The sequence below is a fragment of the Agrobacterium sp. YIC 4121 genome (genome assembly GCF_002008205.1).
GTDB lineage: Bacteria > Pseudomonadota > Alphaproteobacteria > Rhizobiales > Rhizobiaceae > Agrobacterium > Agrobacterium leguminum.
In genome coordinates this window covers 318335-343756 of sequence record NZ_MRDI01000004.1, presented here as the reverse complement: position 1 = coordinate 343756, position 25422 = coordinate 318335, and the positions used below count along the sequence as shown (strand labels likewise).

21 protein-coding genes and 1 tRNA gene are annotated in these 25422 nt (G+C 58.7%); 15 read left to right on the top strand and 7 right to left on the bottom strand.

From position 1 onward, the window contains the following. Positions 1-240: 240 nt before the first annotated feature. Positions 241-1125, bottom strand: a complete 885-nt coding sequence (locus tag BTE54_RS08900) for an N-formylglutamate amidohydrolase (RefSeq protein WP_003519728.1) — start codon at positions 1123-1125, stop codon at positions 241-243. A 182-nt stretch (positions 1126-1307) separates the two neighbouring features. Here BTE54_RS08900 and BTE54_RS08895 point away from each other — a divergent pair, with 182 nt between their 5' ends. The 6 genes from BTE54_RS08895 to BTE54_RS08870 all read left to right on the top strand — a co-directional run bounded on the left by BTE54_RS08895 (position 1308) and on the right by BTE54_RS08870 (position 7464). Then, positions 1308-1670, top strand: a complete 363-nt coding sequence (locus BTE54_RS08895; RefSeq protein ID WP_003497910.1) for a response regulator — start codon at positions 1308-1310, stop codon at positions 1668-1670. A gap of 81 nt (positions 1671-1751) precedes the next feature. Beyond that, positions 1752-1826 (top strand) — tRNA-Val (locus tag BTE54_RS08890). Positions 1827-2155: 329 nt separating this feature from the next. Further along, positions 2156-3751 (top strand): peptide ABC transporter substrate-binding protein, encoded by a 1596-nt coding sequence (locus BTE54_RS08885; protein WP_078052177.1) that lies wholly within the window; start codon positions 2156-2158, stop codon positions 3749-3751. Between the two features lie 54 nt (positions 3752-3805). Next, the gene (gene oppB, locus BTE54_RS08880; RefSeq protein WP_035265000.1) at positions 3806-4729 is read left to right on the top strand and encodes an oligopeptide ABC transporter permease OppB; all 924 of its coding nucleotides are present in this window, start codon (positions 3806-3808) and stop codon (positions 4727-4729) included. Continuing rightward, entirely contained in the window at positions 4722-5852 is a 1131-nt protein-coding gene (locus tag BTE54_RS08875) for an ABC transporter permease subunit (protein ID WP_078052176.1), read from the top strand. The genes oppB and BTE54_RS08875 overlap by 8 nt, the downstream gene beginning before the upstream one ends. 1 nt (position 5853) lies before the next feature. Continuing rightward, entirely contained in the window at positions 5854-7464 is a 1611-nt protein-coding gene (locus BTE54_RS08870; RefSeq protein WP_161987939.1) for an ABC transporter ATP-binding protein, read from the top strand. 89 nt (positions 7465-7553) lie between these two features. Here BTE54_RS08870 and ugpC read toward each other — a convergent pair whose 3' ends face one another. Genes ugpC through BTE54_RS08840 form a run of 6 tightly spaced genes read right to left on the bottom strand, consistent with a single transcriptional unit; the run spans position 7554 to position 14379 of the window. Further along, positions 7554-8597, bottom strand: coding sequence for a sn-glycerol-3-phosphate ABC transporter ATP-binding protein UgpC (gene ugpC, locus BTE54_RS08865; protein WP_078052175.1), 1044 nt, complete (start codon positions 8595-8597; stop codon positions 7554-7556). A gap of 15 nt (positions 8598-8612) precedes the next feature. Continuing rightward, complete coding sequence (locus tag BTE54_RS08860) at positions 8613-9455, bottom strand: carbohydrate ABC transporter permease (RefSeq protein WP_078052174.1); 843 nt, start codon at positions 9453-9455, stop codon at positions 8613-8615. Next, positions 9445-10371 carry a sugar ABC transporter permease gene (locus tag BTE54_RS08855; RefSeq protein ID WP_078052173.1) on the bottom strand — a complete coding sequence of 309 codons (927 nt, stop codon included), beginning with the start codon at positions 10369-10371 and terminating at the stop codon, positions 9445-9447. The genes BTE54_RS08860 and BTE54_RS08855 overlap by 11 nt, the downstream gene beginning before the upstream one ends. Positions 10372-10419: 48 nt before the next feature. Further along, positions 10420-11679 (bottom strand): sugar ABC transporter substrate-binding protein, encoded by a 1260-nt coding sequence (locus BTE54_RS08850; RefSeq protein ID WP_078052172.1) that lies wholly within the window; start codon positions 11677-11679, stop codon positions 10420-10422. 29 nt (positions 11680-11708) lie between these two features. After that, positions 11709-13319, bottom strand: coding sequence for an FAD-dependent oxidoreductase (locus BTE54_RS08845; protein ID WP_078052171.1), 1611 nt, complete (start codon positions 13317-13319; stop codon positions 11709-11711). 16 nt (positions 13320-13335) lie between these two features. Next, the gene (locus tag BTE54_RS08840) at positions 13336-14379 is read right to left on the bottom strand and encodes a LacI family DNA-binding transcriptional regulator (RefSeq protein WP_078052170.1); all 1044 of its coding nucleotides are present in this window, start codon (positions 14377-14379) and stop codon (positions 13336-13338) included. A 548-nt stretch (positions 14380-14927) separates the two neighbouring features. Here BTE54_RS08840 and BTE54_RS08835 point away from each other — a divergent pair. The 9 genes from BTE54_RS08835 (at position 14928) to BTE54_RS08795 (ending at position 25271) form a co-directional block, all read left to right on the top strand. Next, positions 14928-15164, top strand: a complete 237-nt coding sequence (locus BTE54_RS08835; RefSeq protein ID WP_078052232.1) for an acyl carrier protein — start codon at positions 14928-14930, stop codon at positions 15162-15164. Positions 15165-15459: 295 nt separating this feature from the next. Further along, complete coding sequence (locus tag BTE54_RS08830; RefSeq protein ID WP_078052169.1) at positions 15460-16473, top strand: substrate-binding domain-containing protein; 1014 nt, start codon at positions 15460-15462, stop codon at positions 16471-16473. Between the two features lie 70 nt (positions 16474-16543). Continuing rightward, entirely contained in the window at positions 16544-18064 is a 1521-nt protein-coding gene (locus BTE54_RS08825) for a sugar ABC transporter ATP-binding protein (protein WP_078052168.1), read from the top strand. A gap of 12 nt (positions 18065-18076) precedes the next feature. Next, complete coding sequence (locus BTE54_RS08820) at positions 18077-19078, top strand: ABC transporter permease (protein WP_065656643.1); 1002 nt, start codon at positions 18077-18079, stop codon at positions 19076-19078. Positions 19079-19119: 41 nt separating this feature from the next. Next, positions 19120-20094 (top strand): sugar-binding transcriptional regulator, encoded by a 975-nt coding sequence (locus tag BTE54_RS08815; protein ID WP_059757988.1) that lies wholly within the window; start codon positions 19120-19122, stop codon positions 20092-20094. Next, positions 20091-21089, top strand: a complete 999-nt coding sequence (locus tag BTE54_RS08810; RefSeq protein ID WP_078052167.1) for an aldo/keto reductase — start codon at positions 20091-20093, stop codon at positions 21087-21089. The genes BTE54_RS08815 and BTE54_RS08810 overlap by 4 nt, the downstream gene beginning before the upstream one ends. A 120-nt stretch (positions 21090-21209) precedes the next feature. Beyond that, positions 21210-22934 (top strand): glycerol-3-phosphate dehydrogenase/oxidase, encoded by a 1725-nt coding sequence (locus tag BTE54_RS08805; RefSeq protein ID WP_078052166.1) that lies wholly within the window; start codon positions 21210-21212, stop codon positions 22932-22934. A gap of 2 nt (positions 22935-22936) precedes the next feature. Further along, a complete protein-coding gene (locus tag BTE54_RS08800; protein ID WP_065656704.1) occupies positions 22937-23779 on the top strand; it encodes a class I fructose-bisphosphate aldolase in 843 nt (280 codons plus the stop codon). Next, positions 23772-25271, top strand: a complete 1500-nt coding sequence (locus BTE54_RS08795) for an FGGY-family carbohydrate kinase (RefSeq protein ID WP_198939107.1) — start codon at positions 23772-23774, stop codon at positions 25269-25271. The genes BTE54_RS08800 and BTE54_RS08795 overlap by 8 nt, the downstream gene beginning before the upstream one ends. The last annotated feature ends 151 nt before the right edge of the window (positions 25272-25422 follow it).

Genomic DNA, 25422 nt, shown 5'->3' with positions numbered 1-25422 from the left:
ATACGAATGACGGCGCCGGTGTTTCCATATTTTCAGCACAAGCCCAAAAAATATGCATAAAATAAAATGATTGACAATTGTGCAATTACTGCGTAGCGTGATCCTACAGTCTTTGACTGTAAATACCCTCCTTGGGTGTTTCCTCCCTAGACTTGACCGCGCCAAGGCGCGGTTTTTTTTGTCCGGCGGGCTGCCAGACGATCCGGGATAAAAGATTGAGATAGCGGATGATTTGAACTGCTATTCAGCGGCGAGCGACGTTTCTATCGCGTATTCGGAAACGAAGGCGCCGAGCTGGCGCATGAAGATTTCAAGCGACGCCTGAATGGCAGGAAAATCGGCTTTTTTCAAAAGCGTCTTTTCATCCACGTAAAGCGCCCGGTTGACTTCGATCTGCAGCGCATGGAGAGAGCGGATGGGCCGGCCATAATGTTCGGTGATGAAGCCGCCGGCATAGGGTTTGTTGCAGACCGCGACGAAACCCAGTTCCTCAAGGAAATGCAGCGCGGCGCGGGAGACTTCCTGGGATGCGCTGGTGCCGTAGCGATCGCCGATGATTACATCCGGCCTGAGATTCGAGCCGGCAACGCGGATATTGCCCGGCATGGAATGGCAGTCGATCAGTACCGCCATTCCGAAATTGGCGTGGGTGCGAGACAGCAGGCGGCGCAGGCAGGCATGATAGGGCTTGTAGATCGTCTCGATCCGCGAAAGCGCCTCGTCGACCGGCAGGCGGTGGGCATAGATATCCATATTCTCGGCGACGATGCGTGGCACCGTTCCCAGGCCACCTGCGACCCGCATGGAGCCGATATTGGCATAAGGCGGAAGCGTGCCTTCGAACATGCGGGGATCGAGCTCGTAGGGCTCGCGATTGACGTCCAGATAGGCGCGCGGGAAATTCGCTTTGAGAAGCGGCGCGCCGATCTCCGGTGCCGCCGCGAACAGCTCATCGACGAAATGATCTTCGGAGCGGCGGATCTCATGCGAATCGAGCCTTGCCGATTCCAGGAAGGAGATGGGGTAGCAGCGGCCGCTATGGGGGGAATTATAGACGAATGGCAGGGTTTGAACGGCAGGTTCCGTTACTTCAAACAGCTCATATTCACCCGTTATCCAGTCCATTCAGGGTCATTTACCATGTCGCAAAACTATCAGGATGTTCATGTTGCCAGTTACGGCGCGGCAAGTCCATACTATCGCCCAATCAGCGCTATACCGATTCACGCGTTCACAGGATATTTACCGTGAAAATCCTATAATCGGGCTAGGGTATTCCAAACATTGAGTAGTTACGGTCACTTATGATGAATCAGAAAATTCTTCTCGCTGAAGACGACAACGATATGCGCCGCTTCCTCGTCAAGGCGCTGGAAAAAGCCGGTTACAAGGTTTCTTCCTTCGACAATGGCGCCAGCGCCTATGACCGGCTTCGCGAAGAGCCCTTTTCGCTTCTGCTGACCGATATCGTCATGCCCGAGATGGACGGCATCGAGCTTGCGCGGCGCGCGACCGAACTCGACCCGGACCTGAAAGTCATGTTCATTACCGGCTTTGCAGCCGTTGCGCTGAATGCCGATTCGAAGGCTCCGAAGGACGCCAAGGTGCTTTCCAAGCCGTTCCATCTGCGCGATCTGGTGGATGAGGTCAACAAACTCCTTGTGGCATAAGGCCTCTCAAAAAACCTTCACAAAACCGAAAAAAAGCAGTTGACGCATGAACCGGTTTTGTGGTCTATCCGCCGCCACGGAGGGCGTGTAGCTCAGCGGGAGAGCACTACGTTGACATCGTAGGGGTCACAGGTTCAATCCCTGTCACGCCCACCATCCGAATTCTTAAGTATCAAGGCCTTGCGAGAGATCGCAGGGCCTTTTTACATAGTGGCCCCAGCAAGTGACACTTGCGTCTGCCTTACTGTCTTCGACGCCACGCGATTAGGAGATAAGGTTCGTATCGCGCAGGTCTTTCACGACAGAGCAACCCCCGGGTTGCGATTGTGGCGCCTCGGGTATTAAGAACAATTGTCCACAGTCCTGGCATTAAAAGAGCACCGACGAGGTCAAGGCTTCCCATCAACTCACAATTTATTGTTGTTGCGCTTCGGAGCAATATCGCCTTGTTTGTAGACTCAAAAATCTTCACGGGGAGAGAAACGATGTCGATAAAAACAACAACTCGCGCCACTCTGCTGGTAGGATCGCTTCTGATTGGGGCGAGTTCTGCACTTGCAGAAACAGTTCTACACCGCGGCAATGCCGGGGAACCGCAGACGCTCGATCAGGCGCAGACCTCCATCAACATCGAAGCCTTTATCCTGAAAGACCTTTATGAAGGTCTCACCATTTACGATGCCGCCGGCAAGATCGTTCCCGGTACGGCGGAAAGCTGGACACTGTCTGAGGATGGCACCGTCTACACGTTCAAACTGCGTGCGGATGCGAAGTGGTCGGATGGCACACCTGTAACGGCCGGAGATTTTGTGTTCTCCTACCAGCGCGTCGAAGATCCAAAGACTGCAGCAAAATATGCAAATATTCTTTACCCGATCAAGAACGCCGAAAAGATCAACAAGGGCGATGTTCCGGTTGACCAGCTTGGCGTCAAGGCGGTGGATGACAAGACCCTTGAGATCACACTCGAGCGCCCGACACCTTTCTTCCTTGAACTCCTTTCTCACCAGGCGGCTCTGCCAATCTCCAAGGCAAGCTACGAAAAGAATGGCACCGACTTCGTAAAGCCCGGCGTCATGGTCTCGAACGGCGCCTATAAACTCGAAGCGCATGTTCCCAATGACAGCTTGACGGTCGTCAAGAACACCAGTTTCTGGGATGCATCCAACACCAAGATCGACAAGGTCATCTTCTACCCGATCGACGATCAGGCCGCATCCGTCCGTCGTTTCGAAGCAAAGGAAATGGACCTCGCCTACAACTTTTCCGCGGATCAGATCGACCGTCTGCGCAAGGCCTACGGCGAACAGGTTCACGTTTCGCCGACGCTTGCCACCTATTACTACACCTTCGATACCCGCGAAGCGCCGTATAACGATGTCCGTGTCCGCCAGGCGCTCTCCATGGCAGTGGACCGTGATTTCCTCGCCAAGGAAATCTATAGCGGTTCTCAGATTCCGGCCTACTCCATGGTTCCTCCGGGCATGGATTCCTACAAAGAGCCGGCAAAGGCCGACTTTGCCACGCTGTCTCAGCTTGATCGCGAAGACGAAGCCCTCAAGCTCATGAAGGACGCTGGTTACGGTGAGGGCGGCAAGCCGCTTTCCATCGAAATCCGTTACAACACCAACCCGAACCATGAACGCGTCGCGACGGCTATCGCTGATATGTGGAAGAACACCTTCGGCGCGAAGGTGTCGCTGGTGAATCTCGACGTCGCCTCGCACTATGGCTACCTTCAGGAAGGCGGCAAATTCAACGTGGCGCGTGCCGGTTGGGTTGCCGACTATGCGGATGCCGAAAACTTCCTCGCGCTTTCGGTATCTTCCAACAAGACCTTCAACTATTCCAAGTTCAACAACGCCGAATATGACGCGCTGATGCAGAAGTCCTACGACGAGAAGGATCCTGCCGCTCGCTCCAAGCTCCTGCATGAGGCAGAAACCATCCTCATGAAGGAACAGCCGGTTGTTCCGCTTCTGACGCAGGCCGATCTCTGGCTGGTTTCCAACCGCGTCAAGGGTTGGGTCGACAACGCTGCCAACGCACACCTCAGCCGCTTCCTGAGCGTTTCCGAATAAGCAGCGTCGGCACGGTGGCTCACACCACCGTGCCATGCCGGAGCCCGAAAAAGCATGATCTCGTTTATCCTGCGCCGTTTGGCGAGTGCGGTGCCGACGTTGTTTATCGTCGTCACGATTTCGTTTTTCCTGATGCGTTTCGCACCGGGCGGTCCGTTCAATCTTGAACGTCCCCTGCCGCCGCAGACGATGGAAAACCTGATGAGAACCTATCATCTGGATGAACCATTGTGGCGCCAGTATCTCATCTATCTCGGCAATGCCGTCACCGGCGATTTCGGTCCGAGCTACGTCTACAAGGACAATACCGTCGCGCAGTTGATCGGCAAGGGTCTGCCCTATTCGCTGGAACTCGGCAGCTATGCTCTTTTGCTTGCGCTGGTCGGCGGCGTTCTTGCTGGTACCCTGGCCGCGCTCAGGCAGAATAGTGCCTTCGATTTCTCGATCATGTCGATTTCGACGGTTGGCGTTACCGTGCCGAACTTCGTTGTCGCACCCGTTCTCACGCTTGTCTTTGCCGTCATACTCGGGCTTCTGCCCGCCGGCAGCTGGGGCGACGGATCGCTGCGATATCTCATCCTTCCGATGATCGCGCTCGCTTTGCCGCAGCTTGCGGTCATCGCGCGTCTGACACGCGGCGCAATGATCGAGGCTTTGCGAATGGACCACATCCGCACCGCCAAGGCTTACGGCCTTCCAGCGCGCAACGTGGTGGTATTCCACGCCATGCGCGCGGCGATGCTTCCGGTCGTTTCCTATCTGGCTCCGTGCGCCGCAGCACTGCTGACGGGTTCGGCCGTCATCGAGACGATCTTCACTATTCCGGGTGTGGGCCGCTACTTCGTTCTTGGTGCGATCAATCGTGACTATACCTTGGTGATGGGAACCGTCGTTCTCGTCGCCATTTTTGTCATCCTTTTCAATCTCGTGGTCGATATTCTCTACGGCCTGCTGGATCCGAGGGTCAGACATGACTGATATCCCCGGCAATATTGCCCCTCAACCATCGGTGAAAAGCCGAAGCCTGTTCCAGCTGGCAGCCCTGCGTTTCAAACGAAACAAGGCCGCCATGGCAGGTTCCGTCATGCTGCTGCTGATCACGCTTTTCTCGTTCATCGGCCCGCATTTCCTCACGAACACCTACGATCAGGTGTTCTCGTCCTATGTCTCCGTCCCGCCGAGCCTTGAGCCACGCCCGGATGTGAACAACCTGCAAGACGTGATGGAGGGCGTTGCCAGCCGGGCGCGCGTCGAGCTGAAGGAATTCTCCGTCGAAGGGCAGGCCTTCACGGCAACCGTCACCTCCAGCAGCACGATTGACCCGCGCACCACACGCTATTTCGACCGCGCCAACGAATTCGAAAATACGAAGGTCGTCGCCACCGAAGATGAGGGGCGAACGCTGAAGCTGGAAGGCGACGTCAACCGCGAATACTTCTTCTTTGGCACGGATTCCAACGGTCGCGACATGCTGGCGCGCGTGATGCTGGGTGGGCAAATCTCGATCGCCGTCGGCGTTCTCGCCAGCCTCGTTTCGCTCGGAATCGGCGTTCTTTACGGCGCAACCGCGGGATATATCGGTGGGCGTGTCGACAATGTGATGATGCGTTTCGTCGAAATTCTCTATTCGCTGCCCTTCGTCTTTCTGGTGGTCGTGCTGGTGGTGTTTTTCGGCCGCAGCTTCATCCTGATCTTCCTGGTCATCGGTGCGGTGGAATGGCTGGACATGGCGCGTATCGTCCGCGGTCAGACGCTTGCCCTGAAACGGCGGGAATTTGTGGGCGCCGCACAGGCCTTGGGTTTGAGCGACTGGCAGATCATCCGCCGTCACATCATCCCGAATACGATCGGGCCCGTCGTCGTGTTCGTTACGGTCGTCGTACCCAAGGTCATTCTTCTGGAAAGCTTCCTCTCCTTCCTCGGTCTTGGCGTGCAGGCGCCGCTGACGAGCTGGGGTGCGCTGATTTCCGAAGGTGCCAACAATATCCAATCGGCCCCATGGCTACTGATATTTCCGGCGATCTTCTTCGTACTGACCCTGTTTTCGCTGAATTTCGTGGGTGACGGGTTGCGTGATGCACTCGATCCCAAGGATCGTTGACATGAATACGACATCTGAAACCATTCTGACCGTCCGTAATCTCAAGGTCGATTTCACGACGCCGGACGGCACGGTGAAAGCCGTCAAGGGCATCGATCTTGACGTCAAGCAGGGTGAAACGCTTGCCGTTGTCGGAGAATCCGGTTCCGGCAAAAGCCAGACCATGATGGCCATCATGGGGCTGCTGGCATCCAACGGCGTTATTGAAGGCTCGGCAAAATATCGCGGACGCGAGCTGATCGGTCTGCCGGTCGGCGAGCTGAACGATATCCGGGGTGCGAAAATCACCATGATTTTCCAGGAGCCGATGACCTCGCTCGATCCTCTCTACCGGATCGGCGCGCAAATCGCCGAACCTATCCTGCACCACAGGGGCGGCAGTAAAAAAGAGGCGCGCGCCCGCGTTCTCGAACTGCTGAAGCTCGTGGGAATTCCCGAGCCGGAGCGGCGCATAGACAGCTATCCCCATGAACTTTCCGGTGGCCAGCGCCAGCGCGTCATGATCGCCATGGCTCTCGCGAATGAACCGGATATTCTGATTGCGGATGAGCCGACCACTGCGCTGGACGTGACGATCCAGGCGCAAATCCTCGACCTCCTGAAGTCGTTGCAACAACGCTTCGGCATGGCCATCGTCCTGATCACGCATGATCTTGGCGTGGTCCGCCATTTTGCCAATCGTGTGGCTGTCATGCGCCGTGGTGAGATTGTCGAGTCCGGTACGACGGAAGATATCTTCGATCGCCCGCAGGCGGATTACACCAGGATGCTTCTCGACGCCGAACCCAAGGGACACAAGCCGGCAATTAGTACAGAGGCGCCGGTCGTGCTCTCCGGCCAGGGCGTGACGATCGATTATACAATTCCTGGTGGCTTCTTGTCGAAGTCTCGCAGGTTCCGAGCCGTAGACGGCGTCAATGTCAACCTTCACCAGGGACAGACCATAGGCATCGTCGGTGAGTCCGGATCAGGCAAGTCCACGCTCGGTCGTGCGCTTCTGCGTCTAATTGTGGCAGATGGCCGTATCTTCTTCGACGGGAGGGAAATTACCGGACTTGATCGGAAGGCAATGCGGCCATTGCGGCGGCGTCTGCAGCTTGTGTTCCAGGACCCCTATGGCTCGCTTTCGCCAAGACAGACGGTCGGAGAGATCATCACGGAAGGCCTGTTTGTGCATGAGCAACGGCTGAGCCGAGCGGAACGGGACAAGCGGGCAATAGAAGCACTGAAAGAAGTCGGCCTCGATCCCGCCGCTCGCAACCGTTACCCTCACGAGTTTTCAGGCGGACAACGTCAGCGTATCGCAATCGCCCGCGCGATCATCCTCAAACCGGATGTCGTCATTCTCGACGAACCGACATCCGCACTGGACCGATCCGTTCAGGGACAAGTTATCGATCTGCTGCGTGATTTGCAGAAGACGCATGGCCTTTCTTACATCTTCATCAGCCACGACCTTTCTGTCATCAAGGCGATTTCGGATTACGTCATCGTCATGAGAAACGGGAAGATTGTGGAGGAAGGAGAAACGGATGTGATATTCAACAATCCGACGGCTGAATATACCGAAACACTCATCAAATCTGCTTTTTCAGTGGAGGCGGCACCATAGATTATCGCACGGCCGTGGCAGGCCTTCTCTGGCCCTGCGCCGCGATTTCCGCGACGGTTCTATACGCACGCTTCCGGTTTTCATCGACGCTAGTTGAGGCGTTGACTGGTTCTGGCATCGAACAGGTGGATCGATGCCAGATCCGGCTGAACCTGGATGGTCGCGCCCGGCTGCGCTTGTACGCGCTCGCGGAAGACACCAATGACCTGGTGATCGCCGATCATCATTGTGACCTGCGTTTCCGACCCCATCGGCTCCACCAATAAAACGGTTGCGGCGAGGCCATGGTTGACCAGTTCGAAATGTTCCGGGCGGATGCCGTAGATCGCTTCGCCTGTGGCATGGCTGGGCGGGAGGGGCAGGACGACGCCGTCAGCCTCGAAACCATCGGCGGTCAATCGCCCATTGATGAAATTCATTGCCGGGGAACCGATGAAACCGGCGACGAAGGGATTGGCGGGCCGGTCATAAAGCTCGAGCGGCGCTCCGCATTGCTCGACCCGTCCGGCATTCATCACCACGATCTTGTCGGCCATGGTCATGGCTTCCACCTGATCATGCGTGACATAAACGGTCGTGACCCCCAGACGCTGATGCAACGCCTTGATTTCACCGCGCATCACCACACGCAGCTTGGCATCGAGATTGCTGAGCGGTTCGTCGAACAGAAAAACCTGAGGATTGCGGACGATTGCGCGGCCCATGGCGACACGCTGCCGTTGCCCGCCGGAAAGCTGGCGGGGGAAGCGTTCGAGCAATGGCGTCAGCCCCAATATCTCCGCTGCCCAGCTCACCCGCTCGGCGATCTCGGCCTTGCTGCCGCCGCGATGCTCCAGCGAAAAAGCCATGTTTTTCGCCACGCTCATGTGCGGATACAGCGCGTAGTTCTGGAAGACCATGGCGATGTCGCGGTCTTTCGGCTCGATCTCGTTGACGACACGGCTGCTGATCGAGATATCACCGCTGGTCACGGTTTCAAGCCCCGCGATCATCCGCAGTAAAGTGGATTTGCCGCAGCCCGAAGGGCCGACGAGGACAACGAATTCGCCATCGGCAATATCGATATCGACGCCGTGGATGGTGGCGAATGCGCCATAGCTTTTCTTGACGGATCTAAGGGTAACGGGTGCCATGGGTCAGCCTTTCGATTAGCCTTTAAGCCCGGTATGGGCGAGGCCTTCGACGAATTGTTTCTGCGCAACGATGAAGACGATGAGTACGGGGATGGCGGTCATCGTCGCGGCGGCAAGCTGGATGTTCCACATCGGTCCGCCGTAGGCGTCGGTAAATTGTGTCAGCGCCTGGGGCAGGGTGAACTTGTCGGGGCTGGAAAGAAAGACGATGGGTTCGAGATAAAGGTTCCAGCTGCCGAGAAATGTGAAGATTGCAACGGCGGCCAGCGCCGGACGGGCAAGCGGCAGGGCGATGGTCCAGAATATCTTTAGCCGGCCGAGGCCATCGACCCGTGCGGCTTCTTCCAGTTCCACGGGCAGGGAGATGAAGAACTGGCGCATGATGAAGGTGGCGAAGACCGCCGGCGCACCGAAGATCGGCACCAGGATCAGCGGCCAATGCGTGTTGATCATGCCCCATTTGAGAAACATCCGGAACAACGGAACCAGCGTCACTTCGGATGGGATCAGCAACCCCACCAGAACCACCATGAAGATGGCGTTGGCAAAGGGGAACCTGATACGCGCAAAGGCATATCCGGCCATCGACGCCACTGCCATGGTGCCGATGGTGACGATCGCCGCGATATAGGCGGAGTTCCAGTATTGCAGCGCGAAGGGCTGTATTCTGAAGACGTCGGAATAGGAGGAAAAATCGAAGGCGCGCGGCCAGATATCCGGCGGAAAGGCAAATATCTGGCTGACGGGTTTGACCGACGACGTGACCATCCACCAGGTCGGGAAGACGAAGGGGACAAGCAGCACGCAGAGTATGAAATAGATCAGCGCCTGCGCGCGTGGGCTGAGTTCAGTTTTCATAGAATACGAACTTTCTGCGCAGGTGCCATTGGATGAAGGTGAGAGCGCCGACAATGACCAGCAGAATGATGGAGAGTGTCGAACCGTAACCGAAGAGGTAGAACTGGAAGGCCTGCTGATAGAGGTAATAAACGAGAACCGTCGTGGAAAAGCCCGGCCCGCCCTGCGTGAGGATCATGATCTGCGCAAAGACCTGCAACGCGCCGACGATGGTGACGATGGAGGCGAGCAGGATCGTCGGGCTGATCATCGGGAGGGTAATGCGATAGAACTGCTTGAAGCGCGGCACACCGTCGACGCGTGCGGCTTCGAACAGTTCCCGCGGCACGCCCTGCAGTGCTGCGAGAAACAGGATCATGTTGAGGCCGAGATTCTTGAGCGCCTGCACGACGATGACCGAGATCATCGCGGTCGTTGGGTGGCGCAGCCAGTTGGGACCCTCGACGCCGATCATTTGCAGGAGGCCGTTGATACCGCCATTGTTCTGCAACAGGAAACTCCAGACGATTGTCCAGGCGACCAGCGACACCACCACCGGCGAAAAGAACAGTGTGCGGAACACGGTCATGAAGGCCAGCTTCTGGTTTAAGAGCAACGCAAGCCCCAGCGCCAGGCTCATATTGAGCAGGGCAAGTCCGGCCGAGAACACGGCGGTCACGGCCAGTACTTCGCCTATGGCCGGGTCGCTGAGCAGCTTCTGGTAATTGGCGACGCCGGTGAACCGGAACGATCCCGCCAGCACGTTCCACTCATGCAGCGAATACCAGAAGACCAGCACCAGCGGCACGAGCACGAAGACAACGATACCGATGAGTTGCGGCGCGATGAACAGATAACCGGTGGCGGCGTCACGCCGCGCCATGGTCCAGAAACCGCGCCGGGCCTGTGTTTGCGCTGTTTGGAGGGCAAGCGTCATGGCTCTTCTTCCTTCTGCCTTTCGCATCCACCGGATGACTGCGAAGCGTCAATTGGCCGCCAGCAATGGGTCAAGACGGCTGCAAAGCGCTTGCAGGACAGCCGCGACATCGGCATCTGGTCGCCAGAGACCATCGAGGCCAGCGCGAACGGTCTGTTGCAGCCGGGCAAAATTGAGAACCTGCTGCGTCGATTGACCGGTGGCGACGCCGCGAATGACCACGGCCTCTATCTGCTCGCGCGACAGCAATGGGTTGGCGGCCGCAAGCACATCGGCGGTCAGCAGGCTCTTCCGTGCTGGCGGGAAAAACCGCGCGAGCTTGGCTACATTAGGCTTCGAGGAGAAAAACGCCAGGAATTCCGCTGCGAGCTTGGGATTTTTGCCGCTGGCCATGACGCCAATGCCTGCTCGACCTGTAACGGCATAATCGCCGGCAGGCCCCGTGGGCAACGGCACGAGATCCCAGTCGAAGGCCTTGTCGCCTTTCGGCAGCAGCGATGCGCGGCTGATCTGGGTGGTCGTCATCGCCGCATCCCCGGCAAAGAAATCGGCCGAAACGCCAGGCCCCGGCATGGCTTTCTTCACGAAGATCGCATCGTGGATGAAGCGCATGGCCTCAACCATCTCCGGGCTGGCAAAAGCGCAGGATTTTGTATCTTTCGACCAGGGATAAGCATTCCAGCCGGTATAGATTTCGGCAAGATTCTCCCACGCCTTGTATTCGAAATCACGAATGATCAATCCCTGTTTGCCGGTCGTCGCGACTTTTGCGGCCGTCGCAATGGCATTGTCCCAGTTCCATTCGCCGGCAGTGATCATCTCGGCGGGCGTCTTTGCGCCCGCCGCCCGGATCATGTCGTTGTTAACAAAGACGCCGAAGGGCGATGTCGAGAACGGATAGAGATATTGTACCCCTTCATACGACCAGGCGGTGAGCGTTGCCGGGGGGAAGTCGCCCATGTCGTAACCTTCGGTATTGGCAAAGGTTTCGGTGAGGGGATAAAGCGCTCCGGCCGCCATGAAGTCAGGCGCGGTCGTGTCGAACAGCCAGGCCAGATCGGGGGGATTACCGCCGGCGATCTGGGTTGTCAGAGTGGTGGCATAGCCTTCGTAGGCAAGCGAATCGTAGGTGATCTTGACGCCGGGATGGCTCGCCTCGAACTCATCGGCGATTTCGTTGAACAGAGCCAGATGGGCTTCGTTGGCGCTCCATATGGCCATCCGCAATTCCTGCGACAAAGCCGGCGAAACCAGCCCGGATGTGACCAAAAAACCGGCCACTGCAATTTTCACTATACTCCTGCGCATGAATAATCCTCCCAGATTATACGTATTAGCTAGTAGCCGCGAATATCAGGCCAATGGCGCTCCACCCCTTGGCGTTCGATGTGGGTGTGAAACTCCGCCAGGCGCTTTTCATTGGCATGGACGCCATGCGGGGTCTCGCCCCTGTCGAGGCAGTAGGCGGCCAGCATGCCGGCCACTTCGCCAATGTTCCATTCGACCGGATGCAGCCTGTAACAACCATTGGTGATATGCGTGGTGCCGATATTCTTGGATGCCGCCAGCAGGTTCGTTTTATGGCGGGGAATAAGGGCACCCAGCGGAATTTCGAAAGGGCAGGCCCCCACATCGATATAATTATCACCACCCGTCGAGGGGTGCAGGTCGATGCGATACATGCCGATACCGATGCTATCAGGGTAATGCACCGCGCCGCGATCGCCGCGCACCGCAAGCGACAAATCCTGTTCCACCACCGTGGTCAGGGCGCGAATGCGGCGGCTTTCACGGATATAGGGCGCCATGGCCAAGCCGTGCTCCGTGCCGGTAATGTCGCCGCGCAGACGCAGACCCGGAAAGCCCTGACCACCATCCGGGCGAGGCGCCTCGGTCTGCATCCAGTAGAACATGGAATAGGACAGGCTTGCCGCGTCGGCCAGCCGCTCGGCATATTGTTCTAGGGTAACATCAATGATCGGCGCCTCGAAATAATCGATCATCGGCCAGTTAACGAGGCAGATATCGCTGGCATAGGCGCCGGGTCGAAATGTATGGCGGGCGGCAATACGGCGGAATATCCACAGGCTCATATCGCCGGCGCTGTGACGCTGGTCGGCAACGTCGCGTGTTGCGTTGTCGGCTGGGTTGGGATCGAAGAACCGGCGGCTGCGCTCCAGTGTGCGCGGATTGGGCGAGTCCCAGCTCAATAGCGGGCCGCCCCAAAATTCGGGGGCAACCTGACGCCAGTGGTCGTACCGGGCAGGTTTGTCGATGACATGATTGCCGTCAACCTGATCGATGGCGAAGCAGATAGAGACGGCTTGCTGATTGTCCGGTTGCGCCTCCGCCGGCGCGCTCGGCTCGCCGGTTTCGGATTGGGCTTCGAAGCCCGTGACATAGTCAGTTGCGGTCAGCGGCAGCAGATCGCCCAATTCGGTCGCGTCGATGATATAGCGGGCCGAGCAGGAAATGAGGTCGCCGGTATTGCAATGGCGTAGCGTCACGGCCCGCACGGTGTCGCCGTCGACCTCCGCTGATATCGGCTCATAGGGCTTGAGGACGGTCAGCTTGCCGCCGGCGGCGTAAGGCGCAAGCATTGCCTCCATCACCGCCAGCGAAACGCGTGGTTCATGGCACAGGCGAGACACGTTGCCGTCTCCGGGGTTGAGCGTCAGATCGGCCCGCGCGGCGTCCGTCAGCGGATAGTGGTCACGGTAATATTGCCGCACACCCGTGCGCAGGGCGCGATAGCTGGCGGTGATCCCGAATTGTTCGACCCAGCTGTGCTCGTCGGGCGGCACGGCCTGGCTGGTCAACTGGCCGCCAATCCACTCGAATGCTTCGGTCAGGATAACGCTGCGGCCATTGCGCAGGGCCCCAAGCGCCGCCGCCACGCCACCAAGGCCACCGCCAACCACAAGAATATCTGCATTGTATTCTCTCACGTCAGGTTCTCTTTCCTTAAGTTGGGCCTTGATTTGGGGAGGCGAGCGTTTCGCCCGCCACGATGTCGCAGCCCAGCAGTATCTGCCGTACAGGGCCGGGGGGGCTGGTAAGGGTTTCGACCAGCATGGAGGTCGCCTGCCTGCCCATCTCTTCGCGGGGGATGGCATAGGAGGTGAAGACGCGTTGCGACCGGAGCGTATGCGTGCGTGTGCCGCTGCCCAGCACCACGATGGAAAGATCGCCGGGGACGCTCACCTCCTGGGCGCGGGCCTGATTGTCGAAGACCACCGCTTCGGCTACTTCGGCAAAAAAAACGACGCTCGCTCCGCTGGCGCGAACGGCGGCCAGTTGCTCGGCCGGATCGCCATTTTCGCTTTCGTGGGAATAGACCAGCGCCGCCGCGCCCTCGATTGCGGCGCGAAAACCACGCCAGCGGTCGCTGATGGATTCCGCCGGACCCGTCGCGCCGATAAAGGCGAAGCGGCGATGGCCCGCGGCAAGTGCCTCTCGTACAAGAGCATGCGTGGCTGTCACATAGTCCGCGCCAACATAACGCACCGGCCCGCCGGCATCGTCACGACGACCGACTGCGACGTAAGGGTAGTCGCCGGCAACCAGCTGGGCCAATTCATCGCGGTCGAACTGGCTGCCCAGAATGAGGCATCCGTCAGCTAGTCGAAGCCGACCTGTTTCTCCGAAGATGCGCTTGCGGCCGTTATCGTCGCGCGCCGCAGCCGTCATCAGCAGAAGGTCGTAGCTCAGCCTCTCCGCTTCCTCTTCTATCCCCATCAGAAAAGGCGTGTAGAAATCTGCCTGCGCAATCGGGAAAGCCGGCTGATAGGTGAAAACACCCAGAATCCGATTAGCGCCTTTGACCATGCTGCGCGCGATGGGGTCCGCCACATAACCCGTGTCCCGAATGGCCTTCAGCACACGCTCTCGCGTTTCAGGCGGGATACGACCCTCAGCGGATTTCGCCTCGTTGAGCACGAGCGAAACCGTCGCCTGGCTGACCCCCGCGAAGATCGCAATGTCCCGTTGCGTCAAGCGCCTAACCATCGAAACCTCGTTTCCTGTCGACTGCTAATTCGTATTAGCTGCTTATGCGTATAAACAAGGTTTGCGAGAGGATGTCAAGAGTGAGGTACTCCGCGACGATGTGTTGGTTCCGGTACGGAGCGTGGTGCCGCTAAACGGTTTCCGGCACATACGATCCAGCGTCCGCGCGGCCCCTCACCGAGACAGTCTTTCCCAGATATTTCGCTTAGGGCCGGATGAAGCATGACTATCCATGTCACCGGAGTGCGCCTGCGAGCCGGATACAATTCATGAAAGCCGGAAAAGTTCCGAGACAGAGAGCGGTCTAAAAGCCGGTTACGGGCAACAATAAATTACAAAATCTTCATTGCAGGTCACTCATTCCGAAGCTTAGATTTTATCGGGGGGAGAAATGAGAGAGCAATGTCGAACCTGGGTAGCCCCATATCCCTTTTTGTCTTCGCGATGGACTTTTTCGCCTTCTATCGATGGACGTCGGACGACATCGGCACGGAGAACAGGACGTCGGAATCGAGATGGTGAGTTTTTCGGTCCCGACAGACACTGCAGTGTCCGAGATAAGAAACCGGGTGGCAAAAATCATCGGCGAGCAGCTCGGAATAGCTGATGATAAAATCGTCGATACAGCTGATTTTTCCGAAGATCTGAATGCGGATTCGCTTGAGGTCGTTCAGATCGTCATGGAGATCGAAGAGGAATTTGGCATAGAAATTCCCGATGCTGCCGCAGACAGTCTTTCCACTGTCGGTGATGCCATTCGCTTCATTCAGTTGGCAACCACTTAGTCGATCTGGAAAGGGCGCGTTTGATATGGCGATAATCAATCCATTCATGCACTTTCTTCCCGCCGTTGTCGGCGCCTATGTCCTCTACAAATTCATCCTCTATTTGCTCGGCGCCGATTAGGCGCTGGCCATCGCTTCCGTGCCTTGCGGCTGAACTGAAATAAATTTCACATCATAAAATAAAATTCAAACGGCATTGACGGCCGCGAGGTTTCCGGCTATCCCAATTCCTATGCAATAAATTACATCGAATAAAATTTATTGCGGACTAAGTCATTGTCCTTGGGAGGGGAATATGTTGGCTTTTCTGAAATCGACCGCTGCCGCGGGTGTTTTAGCCGTGGCGATTGCCGCTGGTGCCGGTTCGCAGGCCGCCGCCGCGGGCAAGTTTGCCTGCGAGCCGGGTGAGACCTATGTGATGAACGTCATGGTTTCCAGCCACCCCTATTGGGTGCCGGTCTTCGAGGGGTTCAAGCAGGCCGCAAAGGCGCTCGGCTGCGAAGCCGTTTTCACCGGCACCCCGGAATATGACATCACCAAGCAGATCGCATCTTTCGAGCAGGAACTGGTGAAGAAGCCGAAGGGCATTCTGCTGCATCCGATGCAGGCCGATCCCTTTATCGAACCGATCAACAAGGCGATCGGCTCCGGCGTTTCGGTGACGACTTTTGCGGCGGATTCCCCGAAGTCGAAACGCACCGCCTATATCACTTCGGACAATGTCGCCGAGGCGAAATTTGCGGCGGATGAAATCGTCAAGAAACTTGGCGAAAAAGGCGAATATGCCGTTCTGGAAAATCCGGGACAGAGCAATCACGATCTGCGCGTCACGGCCCTCATCGACTATATGGGGCGCACCTATCCGCAGATGAAGCTGGTCGGTCGCCAGGCGACCAATCAGGATTCGAACCTTGCCTACCAGGCCGTTGGCGCATTGTTGCAGGCCAATCCCAATCTGGGTGCCCTGTGGATTCCCGAAGCCGGTTCGGCCGAAGGCGCGACGGCTGCGGTCCTTGAGGCGAAGAAGAAGGTCCTGATCCTGCATGCGGATATCACCCCCGCCACGCTGGAACATATCAAGCAGGGCAATATCTACATGTCCATCAATCCCAATCAGGGTGTGCAGGGCTTCATGGGTTTCATGAACACGTTTCTGGGCGCCCATTCGGACCTTATCGACCCGTTCAACGACTACAAGGTTTCCGGCTTCAATCCGATGCAGGTTCCTTCGATGGACAATGGTTTCGCTGTCATCACCAAGGCGAACGCCGCTTCCTTCGATCTCAACGACTATATGAAGGGGCGCTGACGCGTCGCTCTGGACCCGGCGGGGTTTGCACCTCGCCGGCCACAAGGGGAAGCAGGTTCGGGAGGGCGTTATGGGTGAGGTCATCCTCAGCATGACGAATATTCACAAGGCGTTCGGCCCCGTGCGGGCGCTGCGCAATGCGGCACTCGAGTTGCGGCGCGGCGAAATCCATGCGCTGGCCGGTGAAAACGGCGCCGGCAAGTCGACGCTGATGCATATCATCGACGGCATTCTGCAGCCGGATGGCGGGGAAATCGTGCTGGATGGCAAACCGGTCAAGATATCCTCGCCCAATGCGGCGAACCGGCTTGGCATCGGTTTCGTGCATCAGGAAATCGCGCTCTGCCCGGAGATTTCGGTCGCCGAGAACATGTTTATGTCGCAGACGGGCCAAAGCCGCTCCTGGTTCATGAACTATCGCGATCTCGAAAAGCGGGCGGCAATTGTGCTGCGGGAAATCGGTGATATCGATCCCAGCCGCCGCGCCGGCGACCTTTCGATTTCGCAACAGCAGATCGTCGAAATCGCCAAGGCGCTGACACTCGATTGCCGCATCCTGATCCTCGACGAGCCGACGGCGGCTCTGACCGAAACCGAAGCGCAGACGCTTTTCAGGATCATGCACCGGCTGGCGGAACGGGGCATTGCCATCGTTTATATCTCGCATCGTATGGCGGAGATTTTCGAACATTGCGACCGCATCACTGTGATGCGCGACGGCTGCCATATCAGGACGGAGAATATTGCCGATATTTCCCCCGAGGAAGTCGTCAACAGCATGGTGGGACGGGTGCTCGACAAGCTCTACCCGCCAAAGCTTTCGGAGGATGAAAAATCGGATGACGTCATTCTCTCTGTGCGGGGCCTGAACGAACGAAAGCGGGTTTTCGATGTCGATTTCGATCTGCGCCGCGGCGAAATCCTGGGGCTTGCCGGGCTGATTGGTGCGGGAAGAAGCGAGATCGCCCGGGCGGTCTGCCGGCTGGAGGGGAAGCCGAGAGGCGAGGTTACGCTGCGCGGCCGGCCATTAAGGCTCAAGGATTATCGCGACAGCATCCGCGAGGGGCTGGTCTATCTGTCCGAGGATCGCAAGGGGGACGGGCTTTTCCTCAACATGTCCATCGCCTCAAATGTCTCTGCGCTCGATATCGGCAGGGTATCGAACGGCATGGGCTTCATCGAACGGCGCAAGGAAATGAAGCGTGCCGATGAGCTGGGACGCCGGCTGAAATTGCGGGCGAACAGCATCGGCGATGCGGTATCGACCCTGAGCGGCGGCAACCAGCAGAAGGTGGCGCTGGCGAAGATGCTCTCGGTGGAGCCGGAGGTCATCTTTCTGGATGAGCCAACACGCGGGGTAGATGTGGGCGCGAAGGCCGAAATCCACCGCCAGATCCGGGAACTGGCGCGTGAGGGCGTCGGTGTGGTCGTCATCTCTTCGGAACTGCCGGAACTTATCGGCGTCAGCGACCGCGTGCTGGTCGTGCGCGAGGGTCGGATTACGGGTGAGGTCGAGGGCGACGACATGACGGAGGAAAAGATCATGCAGCTCGCATCGATCAATATTGTGCATAGCCCGGAAAGGGCCTGAGGGAGCGGGAAAATGGCAACATCGGAAACACCTTCGGGCATAGCTGAGACGGCGGTTCGCCGCACCGCCTGGTGGGAGCCGGCGCTCAAGGCGCGGGAAACCGGGCTGATCGTCATCATCCTCGCGCTTTTTGCGGTGATGTCCTTCATATCTCCGTATTTCCTGACCGTGGACAATCTGCGGGCCATGGCCATGGTCTTCGCCATCGAAAGCATCGTCGTGGTGGGCATGACGATCCTGCTGATTTCTGGCGGCATCGATCTTTCGGTCGGCTCCGTCACTGCACTTGCGATGGTGGCGGCTGGCTGGCTGTTCCTCAATGGCGTCGATCCATGGGTGGCGGCGGGGCTGGCAATCTGCCTTACGACCTTGATTGGCATGGCCATGGGATTCCTGACGACGGTGATCGGGCTGCATCATTTCATCGTGTCGCTGGGTGTCATGGTGATTGCGCGCGGTGTGTGCCTGCTGGCGACGGGCGGGCGGCCGCTTGGGCTCTATTCCCTGCCGCCGGAATTCAAGTTCATCGGTCAGGGCGCGCTTGGCGGCATTCCGCTGGTGCTGATTATCTTCGCGGTGGTGGTTGTCGTTTTCGATCTGCTGCTGCGGCGCACGACCGCCTTCCGCAAGGTGTTCTATACCGGCAGCAATCCGAAAGCCGCGGCCTATTCCGGTATCCGCGTCGGCCGGGTGGTGTTTGCCACCACCACGCTTTGTTCGATGTTGTGCGGTGTTGCAGGCGTTATCTATATGGCCCGTTTCGGCTCTGCCCAGCCAAGCTTCGGCGTCGGCATGGAACTTAACGTGATTGCGGCGGCGGTCATCGGCGGCGCGAGCCTTTCGGGCGGCTCGGGCACCATTCTCGGCGCGATCCTTGGGGCGATCCTTCTTTCGGTGGTTTCCAGTTCGCTTGCCTTGCTCAATGTGTCTGTCTACTGGCAGGACATCATCAGGGGCAGCATATTGCTGACTGCGGTCCTGTTCGACCACTATCTGGTCAGGCGCCGCCGTTGAGCGCCCTTCGCTCGCCCGAGGGTAACTGGAGAAATACGACCATGCTGGATATCAAGGACGATTTCGATCAACAGAGGCAGATGTATTCCGTCCTGGTGCTGCATTTCATCGAGGGTGTGAAGCAGTCGGAAATCGCCGAGCGGCTCAATCTTTCCCACACCAAGGTCAACCGCATGATTGCGGCCGGCCGCAAGGCGGGCATGGTGAAGATCACCATCGCCAGTCCCTATCAGAGGCTGGTGGACCTCGAAAACGAGATTACCCGCCGTTTCGGCCTCAGGCAGTCGGTGGTGACGCCGACGGTCTCCGATAATCCGGAAACCGCCTTGCAGATGGTGGGTCGGGTGGCCGCCAACCATTTGCTGGAGACCATTCGTGACGGCGATGTGATCGCGATTACCGGCGGCAAGGCGGTGAGTGCCGTTGTCGACAATCTTGAGGCGGAGCGTCGTTTCGATGTGCGGGTGGTGCCGCTGACCGGCGGCGTGCAGGGCAAGCACTATACGGATGTCAATCATCTCGCCACGCAACTGGCGGAGAAGCTCGGCGGCAGCGCATCGCTCGTTCATGCGCCGCTGTTTGCCGAGGATGAGGAACAGCGCGATCTGCTGATGAATGTCGCATCGATCCGTGAGGTCTTCGATCTGGCCCGGCAGGCGCAGGTGGCGCTGGTCGGCATCGGCTCCGTGGAGGCTCCTGGCTCCGGCTATTACGATCTTCTGCCGGATGCGGCCCGTGGCGGGCAGGCGCTGGTGGATGCGGGCATTGCCGGCGAGTTTCTCGCCCATCTTACCATGGCGGACGGGCAGCTGGCGCGCATCGATCTCAACTCGCGCGTGGTGGCGCTGGACCCCGGGCAGCTTGCCCGGTGCCCGAATATCATCGGTGTGGCGGCAGGCGCCATCAAGGCCGGACCGGTGGCGGCCACGCTTGCCGGCCGCTATCTGACCTCGCTCGTCGTGGACGAGGCGATAGCCGGCTATTTACTGGATCACGAAGGAGGGGAAACCGCGTGACGGACAATGCAATATTGACCCGGACGATCGGCAGAAGCGGCATCGGCGCATCCGCCGTGGGGCTCGGCACCTGGGCCATCGGCGGCTGGATGTGGGGCGGCACCGACGAGCGGCAATCCATCGCCGCCATCCAGGCCTCCATCGATGCGGGTATTTCCCTGATCGACACCGCACCGGCCTATGGCATGGGGCTTGCGGAAACCATCGTTGGCAAGGCAATTGCCGGCAGGCGCGAGGAGGTGGTGCTGGTTACCAAATGCGGGCTGGTCTGGCATGTGAATGAGGGTGCTTATTTCTTCCATCAGGATGGCAAGCCCGTTCATCGTTATCTCGGTCCTGCCTCTATCCGTTTCGAGGTCGAAGAAAGTCTGAAACGGCTCGGAACCGATTATATCGATCACTACGTGACCCATTGGCAGGACGCCACGACGCCTATTGCCGAAACGGTCGGGGCTTTGGTGCGGCTGAAAGAGGAGGGGAAGATCCGCTCCATCGGCGCAAGCAACGTCTCGCCCGGCGATCTTGAGGCTTATATCGCCACCGGCGCGCTGGATGCCATTCAGGAAGAATATTCCATGGTGAAGCGCGATATCGAGACGACGCTGCTGCCGCTTTGCCAAAAGAACGATGTCTCGGTTCTCAGCTATTCGTCGCTGGCGCTCGGTCTCCTCTCGGGCAAGGTCGGGCCTGAACGGGTCTTTGCGGACGACGACCAGCGCCACGGCAACCCGCGCTTCAGCCAGGCGAACCGTCAGAAAATCGCGCGATTGATGGGCGTGCTGGAACCGGTGGCGGCCGCCCACAGGGCTTCGGTCGCGCAGGTGGTGATCGCCTGGACGATTGCCCAGCCGGGCATAACATTCTCGCTCTGCGGCGCGCGCGATCCGGCTCAGGCGGTTGAAAACGCTGCCGCGGCACGTCTTCGCCTCACGGAGAGTGAGCTGGCGCACATCAGCGCCGGTGTCGCGGAGCATCTTGTGGGGCTCGATACCTGATTATGTAGGCTGAGACGGGACTTCAGGCGAACAGCGCATCATTTTCGTTCCGTCTCTCACGTCGCTTTAAACGGTCAACAACATTGGGACGCTGGTCATCCGCCAGCGAACGGTATTTCTATGCCCAATTTTCGCGAGGACGCTCTGCGCCGCATCCGGCTCGATGGTGATTTCGATGCCGTCGTGATCGGCGGCGGCATCAACGGAATTGCCGCCTATCGCGATCTCGCCTTGCAGGGGCTGCGGGTGCTGCTGGTGGAGCGCAACGATTTCTCCTCCGGTTGCAGCGCCGCACCCTCACGCATGATCCATGGCGGCCTGCGTTATCTCGAAAACGGTGAATTCGGCCTCGTGGCAGAATCGTTGCGGGAGCGGGATGCACTTCTCAGGCTCGCGCCGCATATGGTTCGTCCGCTGCCGACCACGATTCCGATCTTTTCGACTTTCAGCGGCCTGTTCAACGCGGCGGCAACCTTTGCCGGTTCCGGCGGAAAACCCGCAAGCCGTGGCGCTCTCGCCATCAAGGCGGGTCTGATGCTCTATGATTTCGTCACCCGCAAAAACCGCATCCTGCCCCGTCATGCGTTTCGCGGTGCGTCCGGGACTTTGCAGCATTGGCCAGATCTGACGCCGGAAATCAGATATTCGGCTACCTATTACGATGCGTGGATAAGCCAGCCCGAACGGCTTGCACTGGAGCTTCTGATCGACACCCATGCCGATGCGCCGCAAAGCATTGCGCTCAACTATGCGGAGCTTGTCCGTCTCGGCGACGCGTATCGTCTTCGGCTGGAGGGTATGGATGAAGCCCTGCCTATCCGCCCAAGGATCATTGTTAATGCGACCGGCGCCTGGATCGACGAGACGATTGACACGCTGGCTGCACCCCCGGCGGCGGAGACAGCAAAACCGACCGTCTCCGGAACCAAGGGATCGCATCTGATTATCGCTAACGAGGCGCTTTTGAAGGCCCTGAACGGCCATATGATCTTCTTCGAGAATGACGATAATCGCGTCTGTATCCTCTTTCCCTATCTCGGCCGGGTTCTCGCAGGCTCGACCGATATCAAGGTGGATCGTCCCGAGCGGGTGCGCTGCGAGCCCGAGGAACGGGATTATATTCTGGATGCGATCCGGCAGGTCTTTCCGCAGATTGCCATTACCCATTCCGACATCGTTTTCAGTTTCAGCGGCATCCGTCCGCTGCCGCGCAGCGATGCCGCCTTTACCGGAAGAATTTCCCGCAGCCATTTCATCCATCGCGTTGCGGGCGATCCGCCGCAGCTCTGCATGATCGGCGGCAAGTGGACCACTTTCAGGGCTTTTGGCGAACAGGTGACCGACGAGGTTCTGGCCTTTCTTGGACGCCGACGGCTGACCGGCACCCTGGACCGCCCGATCGGCGGCGGCAGGAATTTTCCAACCGGTGCCAGCAGCCTGCCCGCCTTGCTGTCGGAGGAATTTTCGATTGCCGGAGAGCGGGCGGAGCATCTGGCTCTGGCTTACGGCTCCCGTGCCTTCGATCTGATGGGCTTTTGCCGGGGCCGTGCGGATGATGTGCGGCTTTCGGAAAAATCGCCGATCACGGCCGCGGAGGTGGTCTGGCTGATCCGCTTCGAACACGTGCGCCACCTGACCGATCTCGCCCTGCGGCGCACGACGCTCGCCATCACCGGCGTCATCGATGCCGATCTGATCGACGAGATCCTCGCCGTTACGGCCCGCGAGCTTGGCTGGCCGGCCACCCAGGCGGCGGCGGAACGGCAGCGGCTTATCCATGAGCTGGAGACTTTTTATGGAGTCACGCCGGCAATGCTTCAACACAGATGCAAGGAGAATGCATGATGATGCGGATTTCGAAAAAGGCGCGCATGAACCGGCTGTTCCGCAATGGCGGTTGCCTGGATGTGGCCATCGATCACGGGGTTTGCAACGAACCGAGCTTCCTCGTTGGGCTGGAGGATATGGCGCAGACCGTGGACAGGCTGGCCGAGGCCGGTCCCGATGCCATCCAGATGGCCTATGGGCAGGCGGATCTGCTGCAGCAGAGGCCGGAGCGCGACAAGCCGGCCCTCGTCATGCGTATCGACATGGGCAACCCTTACAATTCCACGCGCCACAGAACCATGTGGTCGCAGCTCCAGAACCATCACGATCCGATCATCGGTGCGCTGGAAATGGACGCCGCCTGCGTCGTCGTGAACCTGTTCATGCTGCCGGATGAGCCGGAGCTGTTTCGTCAATGCGTCGAAAACATCAGCCGTGTGCGGGCAGATTGCCATCGTTTCGGCATGCCGCTGATGATCGAGCCGCTGGTGATGCTGCCGAATGATGTGCGCGGCGGTTATCAGGTGGATGGCGACGCCGAAAAGATCGTCACGCTGGTGCGCCTTGCCTCGGAAATGGGAGCCGATATCATCAAGGCCGATCCGACCAGCGATCCGCGCGATTTTCACAAGGTGATCGAAGCCGCGCGGTGCCCGGTGCTGGTGCGGGGCGGGGGGCGTGAGGACTTGCGTAACGTGCTTACGAAATCGGCGGCTCTTGTGGCCGAAGGTGCGAACGGGATGGTCTATGGGCGCAATATTTACCAGCACGACAATCCCAAGGCCGTCGTTGCGGCTTTGATGGCCATCATCCATCAGGGTGCGGGCGGTGAGGAAGCATGGGATATCTATAATCGTGGCTGACAAAAATTACATATTGGGTCTCGATGTCGGCAACACGGTCATCAAGGCCGTGCTGTTCGACACGGAAGGCCGGCAGGTTGCGCAACATGCCATCGACGGACAGTCGACATTTCCTGAGCCCGGCTATGTCGAGCGCGATCTCGAGGAATTGTGGCGGAACGGCTGCGAGGCAATCCGCCAGCTTCTGGTGAAATCGTCCGCCGATCCCCGCAGCATCCTGGCAGTGGGCTGCGCCGGCCACGGCAATGGCCTGTATCTTCTGGACAAGGACCGGCAGCCCCTGATCGGCATCCAGTCGCTCGACAGCCGTGCTGCCGATGTGGCGGCCGAGCTTGACCGGAAAAGCGGAGCACAATTGCAGGCCCGTTGCCTGCAGCGGCCATGGCCTGCGCAAACACCCAGCCTTCTCGCTTGGGTGAAGCGACATGCACCCGATCTTTATGCCCGGACCGGCACGGTCCTGTTCTGCAAGGATTTTGTCAATTTCCGCCTGACGGGGTGCCTTGCCAATGATATTTCCGATCTCAGCGGCGCTGGGCTACTAGCCTTGCCGGAAGCGCGGCTCGACCGCGAGCTTCTGTCGCTTTACGATCTTGAGGACGCGTTCGCGTTTTTCCCCCGTTGCGTGGAATCGGCTGACATCGTCGGCCAGGTGACGGGCGAGGCTGCGGCTATGACGGGCCTGTCCGAAGGCACACCCGTGATCGGCGGTTTCTTCGATGTGGTCTCCAGCGCCATGGGGTCCGGGGTCATCAATGCCGGGGAAGCTTCCATCATCGCCGGCACCTGGAGCATCAACCAGGTTTTCGCGGACAAGCCGGTCATCAGTCCCGATGTCTTCATGGTCACCACCTTCGGCCGTGACCGTTATGTCAATATCGAATCCAGCGCCACCTCCGCCGCCAACCTCGAATGGTACGTGCACCGCGTTCGCGGCGATCATGGCGACCACGCGTTCGAGCGATGCAACGAATTGGTCGGCTCCGTCTCACCCCGCGCCGACGATCCGTTCTTCCATCCGTTCATTTTCGGCTCGCGGCTGGGTGCGGAATTTCGCGGCGGCTTTTACGGCCTCGCGGGATGGCACGGCGAAGGTCACATGTTGCGGGCCCTATTCGAAGGGGTGTGTTTCGAACATCGCCGCCATATCGGCGTTCTGCGCGAAGCGGGACTGCCGGTGGAAAGCGCCGTGATGTCCGGCGGCGGTTCCCGCAGCCAGCATTGGCCGCAGATCATGGCGGATGTTCTGGAAATTCCGCTACGTGTCGCGGAGGCCCGCGAGACGGGCGCGCTCGGCGCGGCCATTGGCGCGGCCGTGGCGATCGGGCTTTATCCTGATTATGAGGAGGCGGTTGCGGCGATGACACGGGTTGCGAATGCTTACCGGCCCGATGCTGCGCAAGTCTCGCACTATGGGCGGCGCTACGGTCTCTATGCAGAATTAACCGCGCAGTTGCGTGGCTTCTGGAACGCTTTGCGGTTACCGCAATAGTCTCCGGTTTCTGCAGGGCGCAATCGCGCGCCCGCATCGAGCAGAGCCCCTTCGCAGAGCAAAAGTATCTGTGCAGGGGTGAAGATTATCTCGCAATAGTTTGTATATACTTCAATATTGCAACTTTATAAAGTATTGATGTTTTGATGTG